The 19,035-nt window shown below is 44.8% G+C and carries 9 protein-coding genes, 2 tRNA genes and 2 pseudogenes; 9 read left to right on the top strand and 4 right to left on the bottom strand.

Features of this window, described 5'->3' with window-relative positions:
* Window positions 1–253: 253 nt before the first annotated feature.
* Window positions 254–330 (bottom strand) — tRNA-Pro (locus GJV44_RS02850).
* A 1,023-nt stretch (window positions 331–1,353) separates the two neighbouring features.
* Between GJV44_RS02850 and GJV44_RS02845 the strand changes: the two genes are divergently transcribed.
* A tRNA-Arg gene (locus tag GJV44_RS02845) sits at window positions 1,354–1,430 on the top strand.
* 587 nt (window positions 1,431–2,017) lie between these two features.
* On the opposite strand, the gene GJV44_RS02840 is transcribed toward GJV44_RS02845, so the two are convergent.
* From GJV44_RS02840 to GJV44_RS02830, 3 genes are all read right to left on the bottom strand, one after another.
* Entirely contained in the window at window positions 2,018–2,482 is a 465-nt protein-coding gene (locus GJV44_RS02840; protein WP_226806263.1) for a rhodanese-like domain-containing protein, read from the bottom strand.
* A 500-nt stretch (window positions 2,483–2,982) separates the two neighbouring features.
* Window positions 2,983–5,064, bottom strand: coding sequence for a M3 family metallopeptidase (locus GJV44_RS02835; protein WP_226806262.1), 2,082 nt, complete (start codon window positions 5,062–5,064; stop codon window positions 2,983–2,985).
* A 145-nt stretch (window positions 5,065–5,209) separates the two neighbouring features.
* Window positions 5,210–6,064, bottom strand: a complete 855-nt coding sequence (locus GJV44_RS02830) for a bifunctional methylenetetrahydrofolate dehydrogenase/methenyltetrahydrofolate cyclohydrolase (RefSeq protein ID WP_226806261.1) — start codon at window positions 6,062–6,064, stop codon at window positions 5,210–5,212.
* A 1,889-nt stretch (window positions 6,065–7,953) separates the two neighbouring features.
* Between GJV44_RS02830 and aceE the strand changes: the two genes are divergently transcribed.
* The 8 genes and pseudogenes from aceE to hscB all read left to right on the top strand — a co-directional run bounded on the left by aceE (window position 7,954) and on the right by hscB (window position 19,012).
* Complete coding sequence (gene aceE, locus GJV44_RS02825) at window positions 7,954–10,653, top strand: pyruvate dehydrogenase (acetyl-transferring), homodimeric type (RefSeq protein ID WP_226806260.1); 2,700 nt, start codon at window positions 7,954–7,956, stop codon at window positions 10,651–10,653.
* A gap of 91 nt (window positions 10,654–10,744) precedes the next feature.
* Window positions 10,745–12,097 carry a dihydrolipoyllysine-residue acetyltransferase gene (gene aceF / locus GJV44_RS02820; RefSeq protein ID WP_226806259.1) on the top strand — a complete coding sequence of 451 codons (1,353 nt, stop codon included), beginning with the start codon at window positions 10,745–10,747 and terminating at the stop codon, window positions 12,095–12,097.
* 10 nt (window positions 12,098–12,107) lie between these two features.
* A pseudogene (locus GJV44_RS02815) lies at window positions 12,108–13,749 on the top strand (dihydrolipoyl dehydrogenase family protein); the annotation flags it as partial.
* A 2,019-nt stretch (window positions 13,750–15,768) separates the two neighbouring features.
* A pseudogene (gene iscR / locus GJV44_RS02810) lies at window positions 15,769–16,218 on the top strand (Fe-S cluster assembly transcriptional regulator IscR); the annotation flags it as partial.
* Between the two features lie 74 nt (window positions 16,219–16,292).
* Entirely contained in the window at window positions 16,293–17,516 is a 1,224-nt protein-coding gene (locus GJV44_RS02805; protein ID WP_226806258.1) for an IscS subfamily cysteine desulfurase, read from the top strand.
* Between the two features lie 44 nt (window positions 17,517–17,560).
* The gene (gene iscU, locus GJV44_RS02800) at window positions 17,561–17,974 is read left to right on the top strand and encodes a Fe-S cluster assembly scaffold IscU (protein WP_226806257.1); all 414 of its coding nucleotides are present in this window, start codon (window positions 17,561–17,563) and stop codon (window positions 17,972–17,974) included.
* Window positions 17,975–18,075: 101 nt separating this feature from the next.
* Window positions 18,076–18,399 (top strand): iron-sulfur cluster assembly protein IscA, encoded by a 324-nt coding sequence (iscA, locus tag GJV44_RS02795; RefSeq protein WP_226806256.1) that lies wholly within the window; start codon window positions 18,076–18,078, stop codon window positions 18,397–18,399.
* Between the two features lie 82 nt (window positions 18,400–18,481).
* Window positions 18,482–19,012, top strand: coding sequence for a Fe-S protein assembly co-chaperone HscB (hscB, locus tag GJV44_RS02790; RefSeq protein ID WP_226806255.1), 531 nt, complete (start codon window positions 18,482–18,484; stop codon window positions 19,010–19,012).
* The last annotated feature ends 23 nt before the right edge of the window (window positions 19,013–19,035 follow it).

Raw genomic sequence — 19,035 nt, 5'->3', positions numbered from 1 at the left:
TATTTATTTAAAATAGCTAGTCTATTATCGATATAGACTTAGCTTATTTAATAATTTTAATAACTGTCTAAGTCAGGTGTAAATCTGTATTTTTTAATAACAGTATGTATTCATATAAAATCGAGTAATTTTATACTTACACTATAAACTTTTATTACTTTTTTAGGATTTTTTGCATCCTCAACTCTAAAAAAATCGTGTACTAAAACTCAGACATTTTATTTTTATTGTAAATTTTTAGTGTTGACTCGATTGGTCGGAGCGATAGGATTTGAACCTACGACCCTCTGATCCCAAATCAGATGCGCTACCAAGCTGCGCCACGCTCCGCCGAATTTTTAATTGTAGTTGAATGGTTAGTATTCCGTCAATTTTCTTAGTACACTTTATTCATGTGCAGTGTACTGCCGCCAGTGGTAGGTACCTCCGCGCATCGGTATATGCCCTTCTCCCCCCCCCGCCACGCACACTGGTAAACCGCACTTGGGATCTTCCCGGTGACTTTAGAGATCTTCCCGGTGACTTTAGAGAAAATGAACTGTTTGGGGAAACAAGAAAATTTCTAGGTGGCTAGATCCTAATCCTTATGATGAGGCTATCGCGCTTAACAACTCTGCTAATCTCGATATGGTAAGAGCTGTATAATACTAACAAACTGTTTCGCTACTATGTAGACTTTTGAGTACTGCTGTCATTACCGCTACGGTGATGGCATCGCGCTGACTAAATAGTGCTACCAAAACCATGCACACTTTCTCACCCTGCTGCTTGTGAACTATTGAGGTTATGCTGTATGGTTTTCTTATCAGCACTATGTAACGCGGCTGACTAACCTGTGAATATAGTAATAAAGAATAGAAGACGCTGATCTCTGATTTTTGTAAAGCGGTTTTTCAATAGTCGCTGACATCAGATATCCGCGCGTCAGTAGAACAGTTGCCGAAATTTACATTTCTAATTTAGATGCGAAAACTACTATATTCTCCGGCATAGTTAGCCTGATATGGTATCAGGCAGCAAGTTGACCCGTATAGCGGAGTATTCTACTTATATATTTTATATGAACGATTTCTACAATCGCAGGTTGGTTGACTACAGACAATTTATATTACGTGATTTCTAGCTTATCTAGTCTAATCTACTTCTTATAAATTTATATGTTGGTGTAAATGTTGCGTTAGCATATATTGCTAAATAGCAATAGCAGATAGATCGCAATATTTAGTTATAGTCAAAAAAATTTTTGTATTATCATGACTCAATTTTTCTAGTGCATTTCCCTATTAGACTGAACAGTCTACGTATTAATTTCTAAAAATTAGGGCGTATCTAGTATAATATTTTGGTCCTTAACCGCCCTTAGCTCAGTTGGATAGAGCAACGGCCTTCTAAGCCGTAGGCCGCAGGTTCGAATCCTGCAGGGCGGGCCATCAAAGAATGGAGGCTCGTAGTTTTTAGCATCAAATACAGCATTTGATGAGCCATTTTTTTATTTCTATGAAGCAGCAGATTAGTATTAAAATACTAGAAAAGATCAGATTTTGTTATTAGAAAAAATAGGTTCGGTCTATGGCTAACTTTTAGATCTACTTTCTCATCTGATAACCTAAGAAGTTAAGATATGTTTATTTGTTAAAATAGTGGCCTATCTTTTTACTTTTTATGAAATTGTGTTACACACATGTCTCAATAGTAAAAATAACACTGAGTTAATCAATACTTTTGATTATACCTACCAGTTAAATGTTGCTGCGCAGCCTGTATGAATCCTACAAACTGTTAGTCGATAGAATGTTGAAACGGACAGAAATCGTCTGTCTTGAGACAGTAACTCGACTGAGTACCTGTAAAAGGCATAATAACTTTATACTAAAATTACATATATAATAGTATGTTTGGTTTAAGCACATCCTATAACAAGCTTAGATTGTTGATCGCTGCCTCTTCGGTGATATGTTTTTTCCACGTATGCGGCTATTCTAAGAAATTTCCCATGCTGCTGCTGCATCTTCGATATCTAGGCACTAACCCAGGGTAAACCGCGAAAACACCAACCGCTTATTGTCTTGCGGTGGCCCCGATCATCTTTTTTTCCCTCAAAACCTTCTAGAATATCGAAGGCTCTCACAAAGCCTGCGTTTGCTGCTGCCTCTGCAGCGAGCTTCGAGCGTATAGCGCTGCGGCATAGCAGCAGGATTAGTGTGTGAGGCATCGCCACTTTATATAATTGCTCTACAAACTTGCTATTTTGGATAGCGCCCGGGTATTGGGTCCACTCGACGTGTACATACTGGTTATTGGCCACGACCGGATAACCGACCCAATCTAGTTCTGCGTGGGTACGCACGTCAATTAACAATCCTAACGGTTCGAGAGCTAGCAGCTCGAATGCTTCACCTGGCGTCAATGCGCCAGCATACTGCAACTGGTATTGAATACGCCGAAGATTAGCTGTTTTATAAATATTATTATATGTATTCATTACTGTATACCTAAAATCCTAATAGCCTGATTTACTAGGCTCACTTTATACAATAGCTAGTCAGCGGATTACATTATTAATATGTGACGCCGAAATTTTATAATATAGGGAGGCACTTCGATCGGGATATATTTAATTATTATATCGTATATTTATTTGATAGATCTATTACAACTGGTGTAACATAAGAAATATATACACCACTGTAGGCAATAACACGTGAGTCGCGGACCGAATTATAAAAATCAATCTGTAGTGCAACCTAATCGCGATTCCACATTGATGTATATTTTAATGTAAACGTGCTATGATGTGACGTGGGTTGACCGCGTCGGACGCCTTTTGACTGCTGGCGATATGTTCTGCCATGGATGTTTGATCATACACAGCTATTAGCCCTTGAAGCTTTCTGCTAAAGTAAAACGCTGCCGAATAAATTACGTTTTTGTAGAATGGTTTGTTGCATAGACAGATTCCAGTTGGATTGGAATTAAATCAGCTTACGTGATCATGCCATTGTCACGTAACATAGCCTCGATACTTGGTTGACGACCTCGAAAAGCCTCGAACGATGTTAGCGTAGAACGGCTACCACCAACCTCGAGTATCTGCGCGCGGTAGCGCGCTCCGGTTTCATGATTAAGTACACTACCACTGGTGCTAGCTGCTTCCTTAAATGAGGCATAAGCATCGGCTGACATAACCTCAGCCCATTTGTAGCTATAATAACCTGCAGCATAGCCGCCTGAAAACATGTGACCGAATGTGTTTGGCCATCTCGAAAATGATGCTTGCGGTATAACATGGCAGCTATCACTTACCTGGCGGGCTAGTGTATTAACACCGAGCATGCCATAAGGATTATGGCTGGTATGCAACAGCATATCGAATTTTGAAAAGACGATTTGTTGCAATGTGACAAGCCCACTTTGGAAATTCTTTGCCGCCAGCATTTTATCAAATAATTCGCGCGGTAATGGTTCGCCACTCTCTATATTCGAGGTTATACTAGTTAGAACATCCCACTCCCAGCAGAAGTTCTCCATGAACTGCGATGGAAATTCAACAGCATCCCATTCAACACCATTAATTCCAGATACACTTAACTCGTCGATTCGAGTCAGCATGTGGTGTAATCCATGACCAAACTCGTGGAATAAAGTAATAACTTCACCATGTGTAAAGCAAGTTGGTTTGTCACCAACTGGGGCTGAGAAGTTACACGTTAGATAGGCGACTGGGGTTTGCAGTGTACCGTTGGCATGTCTGTAGCGTGAGCGTGCGTCATTCATCCACGCACCACTGCGCTTGCTCTCGCGGGCATACAAATCTAGATAAAACTCAGCGAGCAACCTACCATCACGATCTTCAACTCGGAAAAACTGTACGTCCGGATGCCACGTTTCAGCCGAATTCGGTTTAATGAGTATGTCGAATAAGTACTCAGTAATACGAAATAAACCTTGAAGAACGGTGCTTTCTGGGAAGTATTTCTTAACTTCTTGTTCGGAGAACGCATATAGCTTTCTTCGCAGTTTTTCAGACGCGTAAGCAATATCCCATGGTTTAAGCGGCATAAGCTGAAGATCGTTAGCTGAAAATGCTTGCAGTTGCGCCCAGTCTTTTTTTGCATGCGGCCTCGCACGCCGCGCAATGTCATCAAGAAATACAATAACCTGCTCCGGCGAGTCTGCCATCTTTGACTCGAGCGATATTTGCGCAAAATTCTGATAGCCTAGCATCAATGCTTCTTCTGCGCGCAGCTTTAGCTGCTCGGTCATATTCGCAGTGTTGTCCCACTGCGGCTTGCCGCAGCTATAGCGAGGGCCGAGTTCCGATGCGCGCGTCATATATGCGCGGTACATTGCTTCGCGCATCGGCCGGTGTTCTGCATATTGTGTGACCGGAAAATACGATGGGCAGTGCAGCGTAAATTTCCAGCCCGGCCTGCTATCTTTTTCGGCCATATGACGAGCGGAGTTAATCACGTCCACAGGTAGGCCATTCAGTTCTGTGTCATCCGTCACAAAGTATGTATACGCGTTCGTTGCATCGAGCACATTGTCTGAGAACTGCTTCGATAGCGCGGCTTTTTGTTCATGCAATTGCGCAAAACGCGGCTTTTTATATTCTGGAAGTTCAGCGCCAGATAGACGAAAATCGCGTATCGCGTTGTGAAGAATTGTCTTGCGGATGTCACTGAGAAGCGCATATGCGCTGCTGGCTACAATACACTTGTATTTCTCGTACAGCGCAAGATTATGTCCGACTTTTGACCAAAATTCGATCACTCGAGGCAAATTTTGTGCATGTGCCGCGCGCAGTGTTGGTGTGTCGGAAACAGCATTTAAATGGTCAATTACGCTCCACGCGCGTGATAGCGGCTCGGTAGCCATTTCAACTGGTTCGACTATCATCTCCCAGGTGGCCGGTGTTTGCGGCGCACTGGCATGTTGTACTGCGTCGTGCGCGGCTTTAAGTAGAATATCGAGCGCCGGGGTCACATGCTCAGGGCGGATTAAGTTAAAATGGGGTAAATCTGAGAAATTAAGTAATGGATTGAGAGTAGCAGCTTGGCCCATGATGTTCCTATCATATTATGAAACGTGCTAATCAACGTGACGAACTAAGACTGGGGTACCCGCGTGGCGTTTAACGTGTGCCTATAATTTGGGGGTTTAACGATAGCTTACAGTCAATTATGCCCAATCTTACACGCCCGCAGCGTCACCCGGCTGCGTATTCGGCTGCTGCAATTGTATTGACTAATAACATCGTAATTGTCATTGGACCGACACCGCCTGGTACCGGTGTGATATGCCCGGCAACCTTATGAACGCCGGCGAAATCTACATCGCCACACAACTGGCCCTTGTCATCACGGTTGATGCCAACGTCGATAACAGTTGCGCCCGGCTTAACCATATCAGCCGTCACTAAATTCCACGTGCCAGTTGCTGCGACGACGATCTCCGCGCTACGCGTATGCACTGCTAAATCCCGAGTCTTACTGCTGCAGATCGTTACAGTTGCGCCGGCTTCAACTAGTAGCATCGCCATTGGCTTGCCAACAATGTTGGAGCGGCCGATAACTACGGCGTTAGCGCCAGTCAGAGGGATGTTTTCTAATTCGAATATTTTCATTACTCCATATGGAGTGCAAGGGCGAAAAAGGGGTTTTCCAGCCATCAACGCACCCATATTCACGACATGCAAGCCATCTACATCTTTTTCTGGTGCAATCGCTGCGATAACTTTATATGCATCGATATGCGGTGGTAAAGGTAGTTGCACAAGAATACCGTGTATCCTCGGATCACGGTTCAGCTGGTCAATTCTGACAAGCAGATTAGCCTCGATTAGTTCGGCTGGGTAGTAATCACATACTGCATGCAAACCGTTAGCCTCGCACGCCTTGATCTTATTACGAACGTAGATCTGGCTAGCTGCGTTATTGCCTACCAGTATTACTGCGAGTCTAGGTGGGTAGCCACGTTCAGTAAGCGCGGCAGCACGTTGTGCTACCTTATCGGAACGCAGCCGTTTAGAGAGCAGAGTGCCATCGATGATTCTAGCTGTCATAGCAAGTTATGAATTAAGTGGGTCGCAATACTAAGAGACGAGCGTGTCGTATTATATTATACCGCTATCAGTGACTGGCTTTTTGCACGGAGCACCTTGACCCACCTTAATCTTGATTAAGAGATTATCCGTAATCTATTTATTTGACCAAAAAAGAAATGATGTGCTCGACTGATTAGTATTAATCTGTAGCGACAGAATATTTTGTAATATTAATATATTTATAAGTTAACAATTCAGATTGTTGGCTTGTTTAATTATATTAATTTACGAACGGGTTTTATGGATAATCTAGCGAACACAGCCTAATGTAATTTTCTCTTTAGTACTAAAAAAGTCGTCTATTGACTCGTTTATAAATTTCACTAACCTATATTAGGTGTCTCATTAATCATGAGACCAACATTAGCGGATGAGCTGAACTGATTTTCCACTCACGGGGTGAGTTCCTTTATCCTTATCAAGGAGTAGTTAGACTATAAATCTTTTTTTATTGTCGAGCATGCTGCAGTATATCTATATTAATTTAAGTGTGTTGACTACCAACTTTCTTAATCTATTGCAGGCGCATTTCAAATGCACCGTGAGATGCTCTGCATATAGATTGCTCAGGGCTTCTAGATTCTAGCTACTTGTAGCTAGAACGGCAGCTCACAAGTCGGTGTCAGGTGTCAAAACTGAATGTATCCAGTTGTTTAGCATCGAGGTCATCAGGTGTTTTTTTAGTAGTTTTTAACGGGTGCCGGAAATGGTGGTTAGTGAACAGCAGTTCGGCTTGACTTCTCTGCTACTACGGGTGGAGCTGAGACTAGGAACTCAAAGTCAATCCTGAAATACGTACGGCGTTATTGAGCTGATGACCCCATCATACTTGCATTTAATGTTTATCATGAACAACATCCAGCTAGTTTCTCGCTAAGAGGCTATCGATCAGCGATAATGTATAGGGTGTCTTGTAAAAGATTGAGCCATATTCAGGCTAAATACTAAAAATGCTAACCCTAAAAATACGACTTTTCTCCGGGAGAAGTCATATCAGCTATCATTACATCTCTATGTAGAGGTTTATGCAGCTAGTACGGTAGAAGAGCGGTTTTTCTCGTGAGTGAAGTGGCTTTCCGCTAAGTCTGTTTAGACTTTCATCTAGAAAAGTATTTGTTTACATGCGTGATGTTTTTTGATATTCTGAACTAAGATTTCTAATTAATTCTAGGCTTTTATAGTGCATAAAAACGCTTGTGCGTAGAAAAATCTCTATATCTTGCAGTTCTAACCCATATCATCCTAGCTTTGCATTGCAGCATTGACGACGCCTGCAAAATCTGTTTTCTCTTGTGAGAAACAGCATTTGTTCTTATCCGTTTATTATAGATGGATTAATATATTATTATTTAATATGCGATGTTTTGATATAACGCATCTTCCTTCTACTCTTTCTTGAACTAGTTTCCATATAATCAGCCTTATCAGGCTGTAATAATAAACGGCGTGAGTGAGCAGTAAACGGGGGGCCTTCATGTTATCCAGTTTGGACGTTAGGCCATAGGTAAACCTATAGTCTTCTTGCTCCACAAGCTCAGAACTAATTAGTCAATATAGAAAAATTGTTACACAACAATAAAATCATACTGTGAAAATTTTAACATAACCCAGAGATAGAACATCTAAAGATGCCAGATTTTCTTATTGCACTTCTTGAATCTCCAAAATGAAAAATCATCTGGTTATTTAAAAAATTTTGTTGCACAGGCTAAGACCGGGTCTTTACAATCCCGTCACTATTCGGCCAGGAGGGCCGCCTCTAACCGCGCGATCCCACCGGCGGAACCACGCGCGGCAGCTGGTCACCTTGTGCTGCACTTTCTACATATCAGGACCAGGAGATGCTCATGTCCGCCGTACCAGAGGAGGTGATGAAGTATATCGCTGCCGAAAAAGACAACGACCCGCAAGAAACCGCCGAATGGCTCGAGGCGTTGAATGGCGTGCTGTCAGCCGTGGGCCCCGAGCGCGCACATTACCTGATCGAGAAACAAATTGAGTTTTCGCGGGCTCATGGTGAGTATCTTCCGTTCTCTGTAAACACACCGTACATCAATACAATTCCTGTATCTGCGCAGGCTAAAAATCCTGGCGATCAAGATATCGAGCACCGAATCCGCTCATATACGCGTTGGAATGCGCTAGCAATGGTGCTGCGCGCCGGCAAGCACACGAATGTTGGTGGGCACATTGCATCGTTTGCATCAGCAGCCACTCTCTATGATGTTGGGTACAATCATTTCTGGCATGCACCAAGTGCTGAACATGGCGGTGATCTAATATTTGTACAGGGCCACTCATCGCCCGGTATTTATTCACGAGCATTTCTTTTAGGTCGATTCACCGAGGAAAAGCTAGATTACTTTCGGCAGGAGGTCGGAGGCAAAGGTATCTCATCGTATCCACACCCATGGTTAATGCCAGATTTCTGGCAGTTTCCAACAGTTTCAATGGGCCTGGGCCCAATTATGGCAATCTACCAGGCGCGTTTTATGCGCTACTTAGAATCGCGCGGCATCGCGAAGACCTCAGTGCGCAAGGTTTGGAGCTTCCTCGGAGATGGAGAAACAGATGAGCCAGAATCGCTCGGTGCAATCGGCGTGGCCGGGCGTGAGAAACTGGACAATCTTGTATTTGTAATCAATTGCAATCTGCAGCGGTTAGACGGGCCAGTACGAGGCAATGGCAAAATAATCGGGGAGCTGGAATCCGAATTCCGTGGAGCGGGCTGGAACGTAATAAAGGTAATCTGGGGAAGTCGCTGGGATTCACTATTCGAACGCGATAAGACGGGTGTATTGATGCATCGGATGATGGAAGTGGTCGACGGAGAGTACCAGACATATAAGTCAGAGTCTGGCGCCTACGTACGAGAGCATTTTTTTATTACACCAGAACTAAAAGCACTAGTAGCAGACTGGTCAGATGATGATCTCTGGAATTTAAATCGGGGCGGCCACGACCCACATAAAATTTATGCGGCATTTTACGCGGCACAGCATAGTGTCGGCCAGCCAACCGTAATTCTAGCAAAGACGATAAAAGGCTATGGAATGGGCGATGCCGGGCAGGCGATGAATATTACACACCAGCAGAAAAAAATGCAGGTAGATCAACTCAAAAAGTTCCGCGACCAGTTCCAATTGCCTATCTCAGATGACAAGATCGCTGAAGTTCCTTACCTGAAGTTCGAGGAGGGCTCAAAAGAGCTTGAGTATATGCGCCAGCATCGTTTTGCGCTCGGCGGATATTTGCCGCAGAGACGCATGAAGGCTGATATATCGCTGGATGTACCTCCACTATCTGCATTCGAAGGGTTGCTTAAGGGAACTGGCGATGGACGCGAGATTTCCACTACCATGGCGTTTGTACGGATCTTGAGCATTCTCCTCAAGGACAAAGTATTAGGTAAACGGATTGTTCCAATCGTGCCAGACGAGTCGAGAACGTTCGGCATGGAGGGGTTATTCCGCCAGATCGGAATTTGGAATCAAGAAGGGCAGAAATATGTGCCGGAAGACTTCGACCAACTAATGTTCTACAGGGAATCGACGACAGGACAAATCCTGCAGGAGGGCATTAACGAGGCAGGTGGAATCTGCGATTGGATAGCGGCGGCAACATCATACTCGACACACAATGAGATTATGGTGCCATTCTATATCTTTTACTCGATGTTTGGCTTTCAGCGTGTCGGTGATTTAGCCTGGGCCGCTGGCGATATGCGATCTCGAGGCTTTCTGCTTGGGGGTACCGCAGGACGCACAACGCTCAACGGAGAAGGGCTGCAGCATGAGGATGGGCATTCTCTGTTGTGGGCGTCGTCAATCCCAAATTGTGTTAGCTATGACCCGACATTTTGCTACGAGCTTGCCGTGATTGTCCAGGATGGCCTGCGCCGAATGGTGTGGGAGCAACAAGACGTATTTTATTATCTAACGGTAATGAACGAAAGCTACAAGCACCCCCCTATGCCTGTAGGGGAGCATGTTATGCAACATATTGTCAAAGGCATGTATTTGTTACGCAAGGCCAATATAGATAAGGATGCTGCGCGTGTTCAATTGCTAGGTGCTGGCACGATCTTAAACGAAGTAATTGCGGCGGCTGAGTTGCTAAAACATGATTGGGGAATAGCTGCTGACATTTGGAGCGTGCCGAGCTTTATCGAACTAGCTCGCGAAGGGCATGCAGTACAGCGTTACAACTTACTTCATCCACTCTCTAATCCAAAATTATCACACGTGCAGACCTTGCTAAAGGATACGCAGGGTCCAGTGATCGCGTCGACCGACTATGTGCGCTCATTAGCTGAGCAGATTCGGGCGTTTGTGCCACGTCGCTATGTGGTACTGGGTACTGATGGATTTGGTCGTTCTGATACGCGCGAAAAGCTGCGTCACTTCTTTGAGGTCGATCGCTATTGGATCACAGTAGCTGCGCTGCACGCGTTAGCCGACGAAGGCATCAGTAATCGTAAGATAGTGGAACAAGCATTACAGAAATACCAGCTCAATTCGGATAAGCCAAATCCAGTGACCGTCTAATACTGTTTTCTTGCATCACGTTAATGCGTTTCCCCGCGGGCAATAGCCGTATTCGGTCGTCGCCTACGTGTGGTTAATTGAGATAGAATCAATGAGTAAAGTAATCGAAGTGAAAGTGCCGGATATCGGCGACTGCAAAGACCTGCCAGTAATTGAGGTGCTTGTAAAGCCGGGTGATACTGTTGAATCAGAACAATCACTAATTACGCTCGAGTCAGACAAAGCAACGATGGATGTGCCGAGTCCGGTCGCTGGCATAATAAGATCGTTGAAAGTCAATGTCGGAGACGTAGTATCTGAAGGCACGCTCATTGTCGTACTAGAGAGTGTCATAAGTGCAACTTCCGATCAGGTAGAGTGCGTTCCGGCCGTACCGCTGACTACGGCGCCAAAGCCAGTTCTGCAACCTTCATATTTATCTGATACACAAAATTTGTCTGTTATACAAGCACCAGTGTGTGGCGCTGTCGAGCCATCGGTGCTTGCGCAGGTAGCGGCGATCCCGATGGACGACGAACGTCGTACTAGCCATGCAGGCCCGTCGGTTCGCAAGCTCGCTCGCGAGCTTGGCATTGAGGAAATTGCGCGCGTGCCGGCCACCGGCCCGAAGGGCCGGATTACGCGCGAGGATGTAGCTGCTTATATGAAGAGCATAACGACTGAGCAGCGTAGTGTGCCTGAGGTCGTCACCCAGGCGTCTGGCGGAAGAGAATTGAGCTTACCGCCTTGGCCGAAGATCGATTTTTCAAAGTTCGGTCCGATGCAGACTCGACCTTTATCAAGGATCAAGAAGATCTCTGGGACAAACTTGCATCGTAATTGGGTCATGATTCCACACGTGACAAATAACGATGAAGCTGATATTACCGAGCTTGAGACGTTGCGCGTGCAACTAAATAAAGAAAATGAGAAGATGGGCATCAAAGTAACAATGCTTACCTTCGTAATCAAGGCAATCGTCTCTGCGCTAAGAAAAATACCAATATTCAATACTAGTCTTGATGGGGATAATATTGTATTCAAACAATATTTTAATATTGGCTTTGCGGTCGATACACCGAATGGATTGGTTGTGCCTGTGCTTAAAAATGTCAACCATAAAGGCGTGTTCGAGATCGCGAAAGAAACTATAGAGCTCGCTAGGCTGTCTCGTGAAGGAAAGCTAAAATCAGAGCAGATGCAGGGTGGTTCAATCTCAATTTCGTCGCTTGGTGGTATAAGCGGCACACATTTTACACCGATCATTAATGCACCGGAAGTTGCAATCCTCGGCTTATCTAAAAGCACTTACAAGCCGGTCTGGGATGGTAAGCAGTTTATCCCACGTTTAATGCTACCGCTTTCGTTGTCATATGATCATCGCGTAATCGACGGCGCGGAGGCTGCGCGCTTCAATGCATACCTTGGCCAGATCCTTGCAGATTTCCGACGCGTAATACTGTGAGAGGATACAGATGAGCCGCGTGGAAATAAGAGTTCCTAGTATTAGAAATTTTAAAGATGTAAACAGGATCGCGACATCAGTTCATCCTGGCGATATTATCGATAAGAGGAGTTTTCTAGTAAAGCGAGAAAGAGATAAAGCGTTGATTAAGGTAGTCAGTACTTATCCTGCTATACCGCACGTCGTTACCACAATGCCGGGACTATATACATGCGGTTCGCCGGCTTCATCCTAGCGAATTAGAGCCATATCGAGTGTGACCTATTAGTGCTAGGCGTTGGGTCAAGCGGCTGAGTAGCCGCTTTTCGTGTTGCTGACCTCGGCCTCAAAACTGTGATCGTCGAGCGATATTTAGCACTAGGCGGCATTTGCTTGAACGTCGGGTATATTCCGTCAAAAGCGTTACTTCACACGGCGGCCGTCATTGACAAGGCAAAGGCGTTAGCAATACGTAGGATTACACTCGGTCAAACGCCAGATTAATTTGGTAAAGCTTCGTGAGTTCAAGACCAGCGTAGTGAATAAGCTTACGACCGGGCTCCGCCGAAATAGTAAAAATATGACAGATTCAGGTCGTAACCGGTGTTGGGGCGTTTGTTGACTCTTATCCTCTTGTGAGGTACAGAGACTAACAACGGACAGCAGATCGTGTGCTTCAAACAGGCAATTATGCAACCGGATCGCAAGCGGTAAAACTTCTGTTTTTGCCTAGCGATGCACGCATTATTAATTCTACAGGTGCATTAGAGCTTCCGCAAATCCCGCAGCGCATGCTAGTAATCGGCGACGGAATAATCGGGATCGAGATGGCTACGGTATATTCGACGCTTAATGGTTTAATGTATGGCGAAGACCGAGATCTTGTCAAGATATGGAAAAAATTTAATATAAAGCGCTTCGCAAATATTATGCTCAAGACAAGGACTATGGCTGCCGTAGCTAAGGCGGACGGGATCTATATAAGTTTCAAGAGTGAGAATGCACTAATAAGTCCTCAGCGATACGACTGAAGTCCTCAGCGATACGACTGCGTGCTCGTCGCAGTTGGGCGACGTTGGAATACCAAATACATTGGTGCCGAGTATGCCGGCGTTGCAGTCACCAAGTTCGGTTTTATTGATGTCGATAAACAAATGTGTACTAATATGCCGCACATCTATGCGTTCGGCGATATCGTGGGGGCAGCCGATGCTTACATACAAAGCTGTTCACGAGGGGCATATAGTAGCACAATCCGCTGCTGGCGAAAAATCTTATTTCGATGTACTGCACATTCCTTCGGAAGCATACATTGATCTAGAGGTAGCATGGGCCGGTCAGACAGAAGTGCAACTGAAAGCCAGGGGGTACAATACGGTAAAGCTGTATTTCCGTAAGTTGCCTCCGGGCGTGCTATAGCAAATGGCGGGGATGAAGGATGCACGAAACTATTGTTTGATAAAACAACACATCGCGTGATCGGCGGGCGCTATCTTTAGGCTAAATGCGAGCGATCTAATCAGCGAGATTTGCTTAGCCATAGAAATCGGTGCAGATGCGACAGATATCGGCAAGACAGATTCATCCGCACCCGACCGCTTGGCGAATCAGTTGGGATGGCTGCGGAACTGTACGAAAGCGTCTGCACCGATTTGCCGCCACAGCGCAAACAGTACGATAAGTCGTTTCCCCTGACTTTCAAGGCATGTGGAAAAACCGTTCACATAAGTTCGACCTGTAGCCTTTCCTAGGAAGGGCTACTAGCCTCGTGATCTTGGGTTAGTAGACAAGACTGTCTGTAATATCATCATTAAGATGAAGAGTGTTGGGATAACCATCCTATTCTTAGCAATAGGCTCGAGCTGATATCTGAACTGTATCGCTTTGTTTGCTTATGCAGCACTGTAGTAACGCGGATAAATTCGGCACGTGTTACTCTGCAGTGATCCTTATAAGTCATGGGATTATTGTAGTAAAGTGTTCTCGCAAGATGCGTTAACCTGATCAGCAATAACTATTCTTATATCTCTTATCTTCGATAGAGTACGGTGCTCATTTTTCTATATTTTTTTATATATAAATATATACCTAGCGGCAGTAATTTTCTTAGGTATGAATAAATTCATGCGTGAGATCCTAATCAAATCGTGGTGAGACATTAATAAAAAAGAATTCCGACGCGCGATATGTATTACGTCACGCAACATCATTTCAGCACTTTTCTATATAATTAATACTAAATAAATCTAAAGAAATAATACTGATGAATATCCATATTTCATTAGCCATGCTTATAACAGTATCTCGGTATAATGTTCTATAACATTTAAGTTGTTAACTGTATTTTTTTATCTTAAAAAAACCCAAATTGCGTCAGCAGAAATGGACTATTTATTGAGTTAATATATTATATTAATAATTAATAAAAAATGATTATTTACTCATATTCATTTTTGAAAAATCTGTTCTCTGATGAGCCTTATAACATTTTTTAGAGCCTTCCACTGCCAGTAGCTACGCTATTCAATAGCGAGTTGAAAAAAACTTACTTTATAAGTAAAAAATTGAATTTTCTGATTATGCAGCTAATAGCTCATAGTCGATGCATAAGAACGGTACTATTACACTTATTTTTCTAAACCACAACAGTTGCACGATTAGATACATAGATTGGAGTTCGGCGTGTGATAAAACGCATAGATACGTGGTATTAAAATCCGCACTTCGCTCGTTTTATTGTGCGGCTTAGTCGTGTACTAGCACTGACTGAGCCAGTGTGCAATTGCAGAATCTAATATTCTTATTGTACGTAGTAGACCTATAGCAGAGATAGGAACGGGGCTTCATTTTCTATGAAATCTATGGAGTATCTAGCCATACCCCATAAGATACAGAGTATGGCGCGAAGCCGAATGCAGGATAAGTTTTATGGTATAATTACCATTATTATGGTAGCTAAAAATTTGTACGCAACAAGCATCAATCTCGGTGCTAAATTAGCTTGTTTGTAATGTAAGACAATACAAGCAACGAGATTTTCTTTTTCCTGATTTAGCAATATCTCCTGTCTTGATAATATCTTCTGTTTACCCATCCCCAAAAAACTAACTACCCAAGCTGCGCTGCGCGTCACGATATACGCAGTCAAGATTATTTACACGATGCACTTAAACCCAAATCAGCCTAAAGCTAGGATGATTATACCGCGCCTTACTCTCGTTCGTACTACGTCGAGATATTGTAGTATTTTGACGAGTAGACGCACTACACATAGGTTATGGCGGTCATTTTGCGCGATTTTTTTATCTCCATCTCACGCAGGATGATAATAGCGCTCGCTGGGTAGCAATGCCGCCTGTTCAGGCATAAGTATAAGATATAGCTGTAATGTAAGTGCGCACGATGACGATATTAACCATAGTCGACGATCCTACTTTTAGTAGGTAGAAGCGCTCCAGGCACGCGATCACCGAAGTTAAATATGAGTATGCCTGTCAGCAGCTAGCCCGCAACAGTTGCAGCATTACTAGCGATCTCAACCGCACGGAGCACAACGTAGACTGATGACGGCATTCATAGTTTACATAAGTGCGATGCACTTTCTATCACTAGTTGTAGCGGGGGTACTTGACTAAAATTCTAGGATATTTATCCTTGATAACAATAATCAAGAATTATAGGTTTTCCTCTCTATGAGACTCACTACAAAAGGTCGATTTGCCGTTACCGCAATGATCGACTTGGCACTGCGCCAAGAAAATGGCCCAGTGACGCTCGCCGGCATTAGCCAGCGACAGCGGGTTTCTCTGTCTTACTTGGAGCAGCTATTTGGTAAGCTGCGGCGGCACGAGATTGTCGCGTCGGTGCGCGGACCAGGTGGTGGTTATAATCTTGCGCGCCATGCTGATAAAGTAACCATAGCTGACATTATTGTCGCTGTTGACGAGCCGTTGGACGCGACACAGTGTGGTGGAAAAGGCATATGTGAGGGTACCAAACAGCTAGATGGCCATTGCATGACACATGAGTTGTGGTCAACACTGAACCAGAAAATAGTTGAGTATCTCGACTCTGTGTCGCTACAGCACCTAGTTGATCAGCAGCGCATACGCGAGAGTGCAGCCCCGATACGTCTCGACCGGCCAGGAAAGCTGGTTAAAACAGATAATGATTCGACATACGTATTGCTAGCAGATACAAACTTTCAGAGCTCTATATGATCTCACCTTCATTCCACCTACCCATATATATGGACTATAGTGCGACTACGCCAATTGACTCACGCGTGGTAGATAAAATGGTTCCGTACCTGCGTGAGAAATTTGGCAACTCGGCTTCGCGTAGCCATATATATGGCTGGGAAGCTGAGCGCGCGGTCGAGCAGGCGCGTGAGCAGGTCGCTGAGGTCATTAATGCCGATCCACGCGAGATTATCTGGACGTCTGGCGCAACCGAGTCAGACAATCTAGCTCTGAAAGGCGCGGCAAATTTTTATCGCAGCAAGGGCAAGCATATCATTACGGTGAAGACCGAGCATAAGGCCGTGCTCGATACGACACGTGCACTAGAGCGGCAAGGCTTCGATGTGACATACTTAGACGTGCGCGATAACGGTCTACTTGATTTAGAATCATTCAGCGCAGCATTACGACCAGACACGATTATTGCATCGGTGATGCATGTAAATAACGAAATTGGCGTGATTCAGGATATCAAAGCGTTTGGCGAGATTTGCCGAAAAGAAGGGATCGTGTTCCACGTTGATGCCGCCCAATCAATTGGTAAGGTTGCAATCGACCTGAAGAAGTTGCAGGTCGACTTAATGTCATTTTCCGCGCATAAGACATATGGACCGAAGGGGATTGGCGCCCTGTATGTGCGACGTAAGCCGCGCGTTCGGATTGAAGCGCAGATACACGGCGGAGGCCATGAGCGAGGTATGCGCTCTGGTACGCTTGCTACTCATCAGATTGTCGGTATGGGTGAGGCTTTCCGGATAGCCCGCGAGGAGATGATCACTGAGAACGAGCGGGTTAGGATACTCCGAAACCGCTTGCTCAATGGTTTGCTGCGGATCAATGAGCTATACGTGAATGGCGATATGCATTTTCGCGTCCCGCATAATCTGAACCTGAGCTTTAACTTCGTCGAAGGCGAGTCTCTAATGATGGCAGTCAAGGATATCGCGGTATCGTCTGGTTCTGCTTGCACATCTGCCTCGCTGGAGCCATCGTACGTGCTACGCGCGCTAGGCCGTAACGACGAGCTAGCACATAGTTCAATCCGCTTTACCGTTGGTCGGTTTACAACAGAGCAAGAAGTAGATTATGTGATCGAATTATTACGTAATAAGATTGCAAAGTTACGTGAGCTTTCGCCGCTCTGGGAAATGCATCAGGCGGGGATTGATCTGTCAACAATCAAATGGGCTGCGCATTAAGCGGGGCTGACTAAATCTCTACACATACAACAAGGAATACTGTAATGGCATATAGCGATAAAGTTTTAGATCATTATGAGAACCCGCGTAACGTCGGGTCCTTCGAAAAAGATGATAACGCGGTCGGTACTGGTATGGTTGGCGCACCAGCATGCGGTGATGTAATGAAACTTCAGATCCGTGTCGGTGAGGACGGAGTGATCGAAGATGCAAAGTTCAAGACCTATGGCTGCGGTTCTGCAATTGCGTCTAGTTCGCTAGTGACAGAATGGGTCAAAGGTAAGACTCTAGACCAGGTACTATTAATTAAGAATACCCAAATTGCCGAAGAGTTAGTGCTACCACCGGTAAAAATACACTGCTCTATCTTAGCAGAAGACGCAATCAAGGCAGCAGTGGCTGATTACAAGAAGCGACATGTGGCAAGTAACCCACAAACTTACTGTCTAAGTAAATGAGGTGGGAGGGAGCTTGATATGGTGAGCTACTCAACCGGCCGGTCAAGTCCACTACTAGACTTGACCGATGAATAATAGCCTAGCTATACCAGCACACGACGATGGCAATTACTTTGACGGAAAAAGCAGCAAAGCATGCGCAGAAATACCTGACATACCGCGGCAAAGGTATTGGACTTCGGTTGAGTGTAGGTACGACCGGCTGCTCTGGCTTAGCGTACAAGCTTGAGTATGTCGACACACTACACTTTAACGATATGGTATTCGAAAGCCATGGAATTAAGGTTATCGTCGATCAGAAAAGTCTTGTGTATGTTGACGGAACAGAGCTAGATTTTGCTCGTGAAGGACTACATGAAGGCTTTCGATTTAACAACCCAAACGCGAAAGACGAATGTGGGTGCGGAGAATCGTTCCGCGTCTGAGTTATTATATTTTGTCTTGAAGCCATGGGCGTATTCTCTCCGTACTACTAAATAGTAGTAGCGACAGTTGTGATTTTTGATCATGCTTTTGCTGACTCAAAACCACTTCGAATTTTTCCAATTACCTGAGAATTTTAGGTTGGATACCCGCGTGCTTAATCGGGCCTATCGCGCTGTACAGGCACAGGTGCATCCGGATCGTTTCGCTTCGGCCAGCAGCGCACAGCGGCAGATCGCAATGCAATGGGCAACACATGCGAATAAGGCATATCAGATACTGAAGTCGCCTTTGCAACGCGCAACCTATCTTTTGCACCTGCGTGGCATTGACCTTAGCGAAAACAATAATACTGCGATAAAACCGGCATTCTTAATGCAGCAAATGGAGTGGCGTGAGCGGACTAAAGATGCTGCTACAGTGTGTAATCTTAATGAACTACACGTGCTGCGGTGTGAGTTGCAAGACGAAGAATCGGCGCGACTTATACAGCTCAGCGAATTACTCGATGCTAGTTTGGACCAGCAAGCTGCCGAAGCGGTACGCCAGCTGATGTTTATCGAACGAGTCGCACACGAAATCGATATACAGATCGATAAACTAGAGGGGGCGTAAAGCTTACCGTCCGATATATAAAG

It is taken from the genome of Candidatus Vallotiella adelgis (assembly GCF_020541305.1).
Classification (GTDB): domain Bacteria; phylum Pseudomonadota; class Gammaproteobacteria; order Burkholderiales; family Burkholderiaceae; genus Mycetohabitans; species Mycetohabitans adelgis.
The sequence above is the reverse complement of the archived record's forward strand: the minus strand, read 5'-3'. Positions and strand labels throughout refer to the sequence as shown.

Excerpts from the sequence above, each read along its gene's own strand:
- GJV44_RS02840 (WP_226806263.1), bottom strand. The coding sequence starts at position 2,482 with ATGAATACATATAATAATATTTATAAAACAGCTAATCTTCGGCGTATT.
- GJV44_RS02835 (WP_226806262.1), bottom strand. The coding sequence starts at position 5,064 with ATGGGCCAAGCTGCTACTCTCAATCCATTACTTAATTTCTCAGATTTA.
- GJV44_RS02830 (WP_226806261.1), bottom strand. The coding sequence starts at position 6,064 with ATGACAGCTAGAATCATCGATGGCACTCTGCTCTCTAAACGGCTGCGT.
- aceE (WP_226806260.1), top strand. The coding sequence starts at position 7,954 with ATGTCCGCCGTACCAGAGGAGGTGATGAAGTATATCGCTGCCGAAAAA.
- aceF (WP_226806259.1), top strand. The coding sequence starts at position 10,745 with ATGAGTAAAGTAATCGAAGTGAAAGTGCCGGATATCGGCGACTGCAAA.
- GJV44_RS02805 (WP_226806258.1), top strand. The coding sequence starts at position 16,293 with ATGATCTCACCTTCATTCCACCTACCCATATATATGGACTATAGTGCG.
- iscU (WP_226806257.1), top strand. The coding sequence starts at position 17,561 with ATGGCATATAGCGATAAAGTTTTAGATCATTATGAGAACCCGCGTAAC.
- iscA (WP_226806256.1), top strand. The coding sequence starts at position 18,076 with ATGGCAATTACTTTGACGGAAAAAGCAGCAAAGCATGCGCAGAAATAC.
- hscB (WP_226806255.1), top strand. The coding sequence starts at position 18,482 with ATGCTTTTGCTGACTCAAAACCACTTCGAATTTTTCCAATTACCTGAG.